Below are 11229 nucleotides of genomic sequence, written 5' to 3' on the forward strand. Positions count from 1 at the left end.
TTTCTCAAATAAACTTCGAGTAATTTCTACCATCAATCAATGAAAATAATTTCGATCAATCAACCAGTAAAAATCCACACAAGTTGTTCTTCATAATCTCTTAATGATCTTCTTGCTGGTTCGTCACCAGCAAGCTAGGTCGGCTATATTACTCTCTATCTCTAGAAAGTCAACCAGTAATGAAAACTATTTTTAAAATTTCTTTCTAAAACCCAACCCAATCAATCTTAACTAAGTCACTGTTTTATCAGAAGTTTTAATCTTCATCACCGCCGATGGATGTGCATTCTACAGCATTTCAGAGCCCTTGCAACACCTTTTTCAAGAAAATCATTTTGTATGTATATTTTTTAAGCTTTTCGTGTGTTTTCATTCATTTTTTATACAAATTTGCTTAAATGATGTCTATTCGTGAATATAACGTTTATTATTTTTATACTAATAAGTAGTGCTACTTACACAGAAAAGGCCTCAGGTTACCTTATGCATCGTTCTATTTACTTATCTATATGCTTATTTTCTTTAGCTTCAAGCGCACATGTTTTCGCCGAGGCGGCCACCAGTGTGGAAAATCTGGAAAACGAGCCTGCAAAAACGCCGCTTAGAACAAAAATCTCGACCAAAGCGCAACAATTACAAACGCAACTGAAAGTTGATGCCAGTGCAGCACAGGCTGAAGAAGTTAAAGATCCTTTTCAACCGTTAAATAGAAAGATCTATCAGTTTAATGATGCGATTGACCGCACCGTGGTACGTCCCATAACCGTACAATATGTGGAAAAGGTTCCTCAAGATGTTCGTGGCAGCTATACCCAGTTCCGCAGTAACCTAGGTGAACCTTGGAATGTGGTGAATCAGTTGATTCAAGGTCGTCCTGCCCGCGCTGCTAAATCCTTAGGTCGTTTTACTATTAATACCTTAACGACTTTAGGACTGGCTGATCCAGCACGTCGCCTGGGGTTGAGCCATGAAGAGGAAAAATTTGGAATTACTTTAGGGTATTATGGCGTGCCTTCTGGCCCTTATATCATGTTGCCATTTTTAGGTCCAAGTTCTGTCCGGGGGGTGATCGGTACTGCTGTAGATAGTCAGGCTCGTCCACAAAAATACATTCTCGAAGATGAAGATGGACTTTACTGGACTGATCAGTTTTGGCGTGCCATTGATACCCGTTCTGAAATACTGGACGTTGAAGGGGTGCTGACAGGTGATCGCTATGCGCAGATTCGCGATATTTATTTGCAACGTACCAATTATGCAATTGCAGAAAAGAAAGGTACAGAACAAGATACGCTGTTCCTAGAAGATGATTTTGAAGATGAAAATTCTGATGATGCACCTTCTAGTGATAGCAATATTGAATCTTCAAACGAAGATATTTAAGTTTAAGCTTCATGTATGATTGCTAGTGAAAATCTGTTCGCTAGCGATACTTTGCTTGTTATAGTACATCTTATAACCAATCCTGGGATTGAATCACTTTTTTATGTATTTCATTCAACCGACTCGTGATATTCCTTATTTAGATCAAGTACTTGATACGCTTCCGCATGTTCAGATGATCTATCTGGATGATCATGAACTGTATGACTCTACGATTATTGCGATTGCAGATGTACATGATTATCTGAAATATAAGTGGAATCTCCCTACGATTGTACTTGCTTTAGAAAATGAAGGTACTGCTTTGGCTCAGGCCTGGGAACAAGGGGCTTTGGCAGGCTGGATCTGGAATAAACTTCCCGAGAATCCAGATCTGGCATTACAAAAAATTGATGCACAATATAAGCGTAACCAGGATAGCCGTGACCTGCCTTCTGCTGCAGAACTACAAAAAAAATTGTTACCGAATCCGATTGAACTGACCAATTACGAGGTCGAAACCTATTTTCAGCCTTCAGCCTATCTTTCAGGGGATTGGTATGATTATTGGAAAATCAGCGACAAAGAAGTGATTTTCTATTTGGCCGATGTATCCGGACATGGCGTCACCAGTAGTTTGCTCACGTCCTGGATGGCAGCTTTCCATGGTCGCTCCAAGACGCCGCGCGAGCTGATCAAGAAGCTGAATGGTATGCTGATGCAGGAAAATATTGAAAAGCACATCACCATGATTGCCGGGATTCTTAATCTGGAAACCCATGTATTAAAATGGTCCAGCGCTGGACATTATCCTCCACCGATTATATTTGAACCCAATCAAGAACCTAAAATCCTCTCTTCCAGCAGTTTCCCTTTGGGCTTAACCGAAGATCTTGAAGTTGAGGAAAATGAATGGGTATTAAGTCGCAATGCGCGCTTTATTATCTGTTCGGATGGCGCACTGGAACCTTTTGATGGTGGTTTAAATGAACAATTCTCGCAATTATTACACCATTTGCAGAATCAATCTTTTCAGGCTCCGGAACACGTGGCTGACGATATCGCCTTTTTAAGCTTTATCCGCGTAAATTAGCAGTATATTTACAGGCTTTATAAGCACTTAATTTGATTACTACTTTCAGCCACTTGAGTATCAATACACCCTATGGGATAATTTAATATCCTTCTCTGCAAATGGCATTTATATGTCAACAGGTCATGTTGAATATGCAAGTCTGAACGGAACGCATATTTTTAAGCTTATCGGCGAAGTGCGTGCCCAATCTTGTATTAGTCTAGACAAATTACTGAACAAAATTGAACAGCAAGACAACGTAGTTGGCGCTATCGTTGATCTCACCGAAACCAGTTTCATTGACAGTACCGTACTGGGTGTTTTAGCGAAACTAGGACTCAAACTCAAGCAAGTACACAATATTCAGGCTGTCATGCTTTCTACCAATTCTGACATTACCACTTTGGCCAACAGTATGGGATTGAGCCAGGTGTTTGTGATTCTGAATTATTGTGGTGATCCAAATGTCTGCACACGTGCGCTGATGGAAGAACATGTCACGCATCAAAATATGCTGAATACGGTTCTGGATGCGCATAAAACCTTGATGAAACTGAATCAAAGCAATCAGAACATGTTTGAACCTTTAGTCAAACAGCTACAGAAAGAGCAAGACAATTTAGATAAAATTTCCGAGCAAAAGGTATAACCATCTTATAAGAGGACCCTATGACTTTACTTTCTGTTGTACAAATGAATTCTCAAAATGAAATTGATGTCAATTTCGTGGAGATTGAATCTTTAATTCAACAAAGTAAGGCCAATGGTGCTGAACTGATTGTTTTCCCGGAAAACTTTGTCTGTTTTGCAGCAGGTAAACAGCGTGAAACTGCTGCACAATTTGAAGTGATTCAGCAGCGTCTGGAACAACTTGCCCATGAATATGACACCTGGATCGTTGCCGGTACATTACCCTGCCCTTATCGTCCGGATGGTTCAATCATTGAGGATGGCCGGGTGCGTACCGTTAGCCTGTGTATCAGTCCGGAACGGACCGAAGCACGTTATGACAAAATTCACCTGTTTGATGTGCAAGTCGGCGATGCTGTCGGTGGTTATCAGGAATCCAAGTTCTTTGAACCCGGCACAGATGTTGTCGTAGCCAAAACACCTTTTGGCAATATTGGGTTAATGGTCTGTTATGACCTGCGCTTTCCGGAACTGGCGTTAAATTTACGAGCCAAAGGTGCAAACCTCTTGACCGCTCCTTCTGCCTTTACCTATACCACAGGTGAAATGCACTGGCAGCTTCTTCTGCAAACACGTGCTCTAGATAGCCAATGCTCGGTGCTTGGTGCAGCTCAACAAGGCTGGCATGGAGAAAAACGCCAGACTTGGGGACATGCAGCCGCCACCAATAGTCGTGGACAACTTCTTAATATGATCCATGCAGAAGGTGCTCAACTCATCACCGTCGACTTTGATTTAAATGAACAGCAAAAAGTGCGTGAATCCATGCCTTTAATGCAACACCGTAGACTTCTTCAACTTTCCTGAATCGTTTCATTTGCTTGCATAAAATAACAAAATCCCTGCTTATTCTTCAGGTGAAATCACCGAGCATAGAAGCTCTACGAAAAATAAACAGGGATTTAACTCATGTCATTAGAAAAAGCCGTCTATACCGCACATGCCAAAGCCACAGGGGGCCGTGATGGTCGCGCCATTTCTGACGATCAGATTCTGGACGTCCAATTGGCCGTACCTAAAGAAATGGGGGGACCAGGCGGTGGAACCAATCCTGAACAGCTCTTTGCCGCAGGTTATTCCGCCTGTTTCTTGGGTGCAATGAAATTTGTTGCCAATCGTGACAAGCTCAATATCAGTAAAGATGCCTATATTGAAGGTGATGTTGGGATTGGTCCGATTCCTACCGGGTTCGGGATCGAAGTGACATTAAACATCCATCTTGAAGGCATGGATCAGGAAGAAGCAAAAAAACTGGTGGATGCTGCGCATATTGTCTGTCCATACTCAAATGCGACCCGTAATAATATTGATGTGAACTTAAACGTAATTACTTAATTTTTTTATTTAACAGCTATCCTGAAAAAAGTTTCAGGATAGCTAGACTTCAATTATAAATTTCAAAATTTACCCGCTTCATCTTTTGTCAAAAGCTACTTCTCTTCCCCACTTGAAAACTGCAGCAAAAACTTAAGAAATTATATATAATGATTCTTATTTACATTTATTCGATTTATATTGATGTTAAAACGAGTTCTTCTGAATTCTCTCCTGCTCCTCACTGCTACAACCTCTTTTGCAGATCTTTATCTCTCAGAAAAAATCCGTCCGAAAATAAAATCTCTGCTCAATACTGAAATTGAACGCCTACCCATTCCTGCAACACCCAACAATATGATTCTGCCTGAATTTGGTAAAGGGATTATTGGCTGGGGCGCTGGCCCCAAAGATGCTGAAGCCCGTTTTCTCAATATTACTCAGGCAGATGTTGAAACAATGAAACAGGAAGGACTGAGTTTAGCAATGGCACAAGCCTGGCAGAACTTTTATCAAAATGAAACTCTGCGTAATCCGGGAAATCCGACTGCACCTTTTCGTGCACAACTCATGAAAAAAATCGTCAGTCTCTGGTAAATATCCAAAAGTCCTGACGATCATTATGATAAAGCGAGCAGATTAAAAAATTATTCTACTGCTTCGTTGGTTACTCGCAATACTTCTTCAATCGTGGTTTTTCCGGCCAATACTTTACGCAGACCATCATCACGAATGGAACCTGACTGCTGACGTACATAGCTTTCGATTTCATATTCAGCCGCATTGCCGTGAATCAAACGGCGCATATGATCATCGACTGGGACAATTTCATAAATTGCAGTACGGCCACTAAAGCCAGTATTACCACAACGTTCACAGCCTTGAGGTTGCGGTAATCTTAAATCTTGGGGATGCTCAATATTGCCAAATTGATTCTTCTCGAAAGCATCTGCCTCATGCCAGGTCGCGCAATGTGGACACAAGGTACGCACCAGACGTTGGGCAATTACCCCGATTAAAGAACTGGACAGCAGAAATGGTTCAATTCCCATATCTTTCAGGCGCGTAACCGCACCAATCGCGGTATTGGTGTGTAAGGTGGATAACACCAGATGTCCTGTCAGGGATGCCTGCACCGCAATTTCTGCGGTTTCCAGATCACGAATCTCACCAACCATGACCACATCCGGGTCCTGACGCAACATGGCTTTTAACGCACGGGCAAAGGTCATATCCACTTTGGTATTGACCTGCGTTTGTCCAATGCCTTCTAGCTGATATTCAATCGGATCTTCAGCCGTGAGGATGTTTTTAGAACCATCATTCAGATCAGAAAGTGCCGCATATAAAGTGGTGGTTTTACCCGAACCGGTCGGGCCAGTCACCAGAATAATCCCGTGCGGGCGATGCACTAGAGTCTTGAGTCGATCATAGTCATTATTCATCAGGCCCAAATGGGTCATGTTCAAACGGCCGGCCTGCTTGTCCAGAAGACGCATCACCACACGTTCACCATAAGAAGATGGCAAGGTTGATACACGCACATCGACTTCACGCCCTGCCAGACGCAAGGAAATACGGCCATCTTGCGGAATACGTTTTTCGGCAATATCCAGTTTGGCCATGACTTTAATCCGTGAAACCAGAAGCGGGGCCAGTTCACGGCGTGGCTGTACAATTTCGCGTAACTGGCCATCGACCCGTAAACGCACCGACAGTTTTTTCTCAAAAGATTCAATATGAATATCGGAAGCCCCGACACGAATCGCCTCTGAGAGCAATGCATTGATCAGCCGCACAATCGGCGCATCATCTTCCTGATCCATCAGGTCTTCAGCTTCCGGTACCGAATCAGCCAGGCTGAGTAAATCCGGATGATCTTCCAGACCGGCAGCCACCTGCTGTGATTCGCCGCTATCTCCGGCAAAACTGGAACTGAGTAACTGGTTAAATTCCTGTTCAGTACAAAGCTGAAAATGAGCCGGATAACCGAGCAGACGGCGGGCTTCCTGCAATGCAAGCATCGAGGTATTGTCACGGCGCAGAATAAAGGCCTGATCTCCCTCATAACGCAACAGCACACCATGGCGCTTGGCGAAGCTATATGGGATTTGTAATTGTTTAAGTACTTGCATCGCGGATTATAATAATGATGAAAAAATTTAAATTGAGTGTACTCTAAGCATATGACAGCGTGAAGTATGTTTTCAAAGATTTAGCAAGAAAGGGTGCCAAGATTGCCGCAAGATAAAGATGAATTAATCCCGAATACAGCGAAAATGCGCTGGTGGGGAGAACAGAATTTTGAAATAAATCAATCCAAAGCCTGGCAGTTTGGCTCCTTACTGTTTCGCCTGACCCGGGGCATTCAGGAATGGCGACTGGAATATTTCCGCCCTTCAGTGCAATACGATTATGAGCAGCAATGGCATCAGATTGATGATCCGAATTTTGCTTTTCCACCGCCCGTAAAAATTGAACGCTATATGTTCAAATCCACGCAAAACAAATTGCAATTGATGCCACGTCTTGCAGACCGTTCTGTGGTAATTAAACCAGTCGATCCGATTTATATTCCTGCCGGACAGCGCGGTACGCTTTATATCAGCACGCCCTTATGGATTGCCGGTTTTGTCGAGGGTCAGCGCGAACCGATTTTCGATTTGCCGGTAATCTTGCCAAAAGACACCTGGTTTGGACCCAATCACCGTTCGGGGGAAATCTGTTATGCCACCGCAGTCGATGGCAGAACCGAACTGAAACAGTTACATCCGCGAGCCTTTCGTGCAGTCACGCCGATTGAGTTTCACAATACCAGTAACCAGCAATTGCGCTTTGACCGAATGAATGTGCCAGTGCCTGCCCTGCCGCTTTTTTACAGTGAAAGTACCGGCCGCTTATGGACCTCACAAATCCGCGTTTTGCATGAAAGTTCGGATCGTCCACCACGGATTCGGGTCGAAAACCGCACACCACCAAATGCTGGTGAAGTGGCCTATTTGCATCCACCGCGTGATCCAGCAGGTGCATTATTTAATATGTTTGATTCATTTTTCTAAGGGCGTCTGATGCCAAGTTCAAATATTCCGACCGAAGTCACCAACAGCCTGAAGGGAGTATTTACCAATATCAATACCGATCGTTTGACCGAAGTTCTGGTGGCGGTGGTGTTGTGCTTTATTGGTTTCCTGATCGCACGCTTTATTTCCAATACCTTTATTCGCACCATTGGTGTCCGTTTTAATGCCCATCAGAAACTGGTCTGGCGCCGCGGAATTTTCTATTTTATCTTCCTGCTGTTTGTGATGGCCAGCCTCAAGGAGGCCGGCTTTAAACTCAGTGTCTTCCTTGGCGCTGCCGGGATTTTAACGGTCGCACTGGGTTTCGCTTCGCAAACATCAGCATCCAACCTGATCAGTGGTCTATTCCTGATTGGTGAGGGTTCTTTTGAAGTCGGTGATACTATCCAAATCACCTTGATTCGTGGGCATACCATTGAAGGTGAAGTGATTTCGATTGACCTGCTCTCGGTTAAACTTTTGACCCAAGATAATATCTATGTACGGTTGCCAAATGAACAGCTGATTCGGGCGCCAGTGCAGAACCTGTCGAAATTTCCGATACGGCGTATTCCAATTACCTTGGCGATCAATTTCCATGAAGATATTATCAAGGTACGTGAAGTGCTGCTGGACGTTGCCAATAAATATCCGCTGGTACTGGCCGACCCGAAACCTGCAGTCACCGTTACCGCTTTCCGTGAATCTTCGATTGAACTGCTGTTTGCAGTGTGGTGCCAACAGGAAAACTACCTGAAAGTTCGTGATGAAATGCAGGAACGGATTCGCAACGGCTTTGTCGATAACCAGATTGAAATTCCGGTGCCAAAAATGGGCTTTGTCGATCATCCACTTTCCCGTCCTTTGGAAAATGAAGAAATCGATCAATATGCCAATGAAAAGGCCCTCAAAAGAGAGCCTGATCTGAAATAACCCTTAGATTCCCTCTCCTTTTTAAAGGAGAGGGTTAGGGAGAGGATTCAAAGCTCCCTCTCCGGCATCGGCGCAATATAAGCAATCAGTAGCATCACCCCGCCCGCCAGCAGGAATGAAATCACCCGGGTCAGGGTGCCAATATGTGACAGGTCAAATAGTACGAGTTTCAAAGTCACGATCACCAGAATACTGCCGCCTAAAATCCACATCAGTTTCAGTTTTTTGAGCGTTGCTGTCCACATGGTGATCCAGGCCAGCAATACCCAAAGTATGGTCAGACTAAGCTGAACCGTCGCATTGCTCCATAATGCCAGCTCATTAAACGGCGTCTGCAGGTACACATGTAAAGCTCTTAAAACAATATAACTGGAAAGCCATAACAGACTTAGTACCATTAAAACTGCGATCATGCCTTTATCACGTCCCACCTTGATTTGCTGTAACAGCATCCAGATAAAACTGGCAAACATGGCGATACTGATCAGGTCAAAAGGATTCAGAATCGGCAGCCAGTAATATTGAAAGGCTTGCTGGCTAAACAGCTGTGAACAAACCAGCCAAGTTGCCATCAGCAATAAACAGCTCTTGGTTTGCCAAAGCTGCTGCCAACCTGACTGCACATCCTGCCGATAGCACCACAGGCAGAAGAATAAAGGCAAAATCACCATGCTCAGATAGGGCATATTTGAGATCAGGCATACACTTGCCAAAGCCAGACTGCTAAAAACACCAAAACTCCCCCATTCCTTGGAGAGCTGCAAGCCAGCCAGCGGTCTAAGCCACAGAATGGCCAACAATATCGCTGAAAGGGCAAAAACTCCCCTTTCCAGAGCACTATTCCAGACAATCACCGCATTTTGACTGCGATCCAGAGTCAGAATCACCGCAATGACCAGCAAGGGCGAGATGCCACTCCACTTCGGCAGTAACCAAGACCATTCCTGATTTTTGCGCAGGATCATTTCATTCAACAGCATATAACCCAGTGTGATGATAAATAAACTCAGTACATAGGTATGCTGACTCGGAAATTCATCTTCCAGCAAGGCAAATAGCATCAGACTGGCCGCGACACTCACGCTGCTTAAAAAACTGACACTCAGACTATCCATCTGCTGCTGGTACTGCTTTTTAAGCTGACTGATGACCACGACTGCCACATAGCACAGACTCAAAATCCAGAAAATGATTCGCGGTGTTGGATTAATCTCGATCAGATAATACAGGCTGCTGAATCCGGCCATCAGCAATAAACCCATGCTCAGATAGTGCGCTACCCGGACATTTTTTTCCAAGGCCCATAAATAAATCAGCACACCTTCAACTGCCCAACCAATCACACTCCATTGTTCTGTCAATAAGATCGGTGGCACCAAGGCGAGAAAAATCAGCATCAGGCTCAGATAGCTCTGCGAAATGAGCTGGATAGTTTGTTTACGGCGCAGCAGTGTCCAGCAAGCGGCAAAGACCAGTGCAAAGAACAGGCTTAATCCAGCTTGCCAGAGTTTTTGATTGGGCTGATTAAAATGAATCAGATACAGAAAAATATAAGCGGTAATAGGGGCAGCAAAAATCAGCGCTAAGTCCAGTACCGGTTTTAAGTGAAAACGTGAGAGATCCTGTCGTGCCAGCAACTGACTGAAGCGGAAACCTAGCCAGATAAACAGTGCACTATGTGCCAGAATCAACGCAGTCATGGCATAACGCTCATATGTATAACCATGAATCAGGCTATATATCCCGCCAACGACCGCAGTCACTAAAAAGGCAATTTGATTGAGAATCTTCCATGGCCGGAAACTGCTCAACACCGCCACCCCGATATTGATCAGCAGATAATAGCTGATCAACTCAACAGCAGAAGCATCGCGGGTCGGCAAGGTAAACGGCGCCAGATAAGCAATCAGTAAAGCCATCAAGGCCAGTTCGATGCTTTCCTGTTTCAGGCTTAAATATAGAGTGATGGCCAGAATAATGAGAAATAGCAATGTTGCCAACGGTAACGTGGGAATCACCAGATTGTAATAGGCAAAAAATAAGGTCAGGAACAGACTCCCTAAACCCAGTCCTTCCAGTGCCAGAGCAAAACTCCGATTTTTCTGCACCAGGCGATAACCCAGACCTGCTATACACCCACTTGCCAGTGCAACCAGGCCCAATTTTGCAGCCAGACTGAGTTGCCAGTGCTCAGTGGCAAAACGCAGCAGTAAAATAATCCCAATCACCAAAATACTAATCGCGACTTTTAAGACTGGATTCCCCTGGAAAAGCCAGCGCTGCAGTTGATCTACCAGATGAGGAGAGTCGTTTACCTCTTGGGCAGATTCAGTTTTCACGAATGGAACAGAATCGGATCGATCCGGTGATCGCTGTAAGGGATTGGCAGAATGGGATTGTGATTGCAGCTGTATCAAGCGCCCTTCCAGACGTTGCAGCCACCTGAGCAAAAAGAATACCCATGCCGTAATCCCGATGCCCATCAGCCAATCCAGTTCAGCCAGTCCACCAACAATGGCAGTAATTGAAGAAATATATAAAGGAACTTTAGAATTGCGTTCTAGGGACATTTGCTGCTGTGCGGCCAGTTGTTGTAGCGGTGTTTCTACCGCAGTGACATATTGCATCACGCTAAAGATAAAACCTAAACCACACAGATAAGTCACAATCTGATAACTTAGATACCAGGCACTGATCCCGGCAATCAGCAGGGTAATCAGCCAGATCATGCGCAACTCATTCCGTCCTGCAGCCATTCTTATATTTCTCTTTCCTGAATCGTTCAATCATACAACA

Annotated in this window: 10 protein-coding genes; 8 read left to right on the forward strand and 2 right to left on the reverse strand. The window is 44.3% G+C overall.

Annotation, left to right across the window (positions count from 1 at the left end; all coding sequences use genetic code 11):
• Positions 1 to 483: 483 nt before the first annotated feature.
• From ACTL4S_RS00005 to ACTL4S_RS00030, 6 genes are all read left to right on the forward strand, one after another.
• Entirely contained in the window at positions 484 to 1383 is a 900-nt protein-coding gene (locus ACTL4S_RS00005) for an MlaA family lipoprotein (protein WP_441298490.1), read from the forward strand.
• 103 nt (positions 1384 to 1486) lie between these two features.
• Positions 1487 to 2455, forward strand: coding sequence for an RsbU family protein phosphatase GigA (gene gigA / locus ACTL4S_RS00010; protein ID WP_004732911.1), 969 nt, complete (start codon positions 1487 to 1489; stop codon positions 2453 to 2455).
• Between the two features lie 112 nt (positions 2456 to 2567).
• Positions 2568 to 3086 carry an anti-anti-sigma factor GigB gene (gene gigB / locus ACTL4S_RS00015; protein ID WP_004647542.1) on the forward strand — a complete coding sequence of 173 codons (519 nt, stop codon included), beginning with the start codon at positions 2568 to 2570 and terminating at the stop codon, positions 3084 to 3086.
• A 20-nt stretch (positions 3087 to 3106) separates the two neighbouring features.
• Positions 3107 to 3934, forward strand: coding sequence for a carbon-nitrogen hydrolase family protein (locus ACTL4S_RS00020; protein ID WP_005107790.1), 828 nt, complete (start codon positions 3107 to 3109; stop codon positions 3932 to 3934).
• A gap of 102 nt (positions 3935 to 4036) precedes the next feature.
• Positions 4037 to 4462 (forward strand): organic hydroperoxide resistance protein, encoded by a 426-nt coding sequence (locus tag ACTL4S_RS00025; protein ID WP_004732917.1) that lies wholly within the window; start codon positions 4037 to 4039, stop codon positions 4460 to 4462.
• Positions 4463 to 4645: 183 nt separating this feature from the next.
• A complete protein-coding gene (locus ACTL4S_RS00030; RefSeq protein ID WP_441298491.1) occupies positions 4646 to 5038 on the forward strand; it encodes a DUF4951 domain-containing protein in 393 nt (130 codons plus the stop codon).
• A 50-nt stretch (positions 5039 to 5088) separates the two neighbouring features.
• Here the strand turns inward: ACTL4S_RS00030 and gspE are convergent, their stop codons facing one another.
• Positions 5089 to 6576, reverse strand: a complete 1488-nt coding sequence (gene gspE / locus ACTL4S_RS00035; protein WP_441298492.1) for a type II secretion system ATPase GspE — start codon at positions 6574 to 6576, stop codon at positions 5089 to 5091.
• A gap of 144 nt (positions 6577 to 6720) precedes the next feature.
• On the opposite strand from gspE, the gene ACTL4S_RS00040 reads away from it, so the two are divergent.
• Both ACTL4S_RS00040 and ACTL4S_RS00045 read left to right on the forward strand, forming a co-directional pair.
• On the forward strand, positions 6721 to 7500 hold the full coding sequence (locus ACTL4S_RS00040; RefSeq protein ID WP_086044916.1) for a DUF432 domain-containing protein: 780 nt from the start codon (positions 6721 to 6723) through the stop codon (positions 7498 to 7500).
• A gap of 9 nt (positions 7501 to 7509) precedes the next feature.
• The gene (locus ACTL4S_RS00045) at positions 7510 to 8433 is read left to right on the forward strand and encodes a mechanosensitive ion channel family protein (protein ID WP_004278256.1); all 924 of its coding nucleotides are present in this window, start codon (positions 7510 to 7512) and stop codon (positions 8431 to 8433) included.
• 47 nt (positions 8434 to 8480) lie between these two features.
• Here ACTL4S_RS00045 and ACTL4S_RS00050 read toward each other — a convergent pair whose 3' ends face one another.
• Entirely contained in the window at positions 8481 to 11189 is a 2709-nt protein-coding gene (locus tag ACTL4S_RS00050; RefSeq protein ID WP_441298493.1) for a DUF2339 domain-containing protein, read from the reverse strand.
• Positions 11190 to 11229: the final 40 nt, after the last annotated feature.

Origin of the sequence: Acinetobacter lwoffii (genome assembly GCF_052078135.1) — a bacterium.
Classification (GTDB): domain Bacteria; phylum Pseudomonadota; class Gammaproteobacteria; order Pseudomonadales; family Moraxellaceae; genus Acinetobacter; species Acinetobacter lwoffii_Z.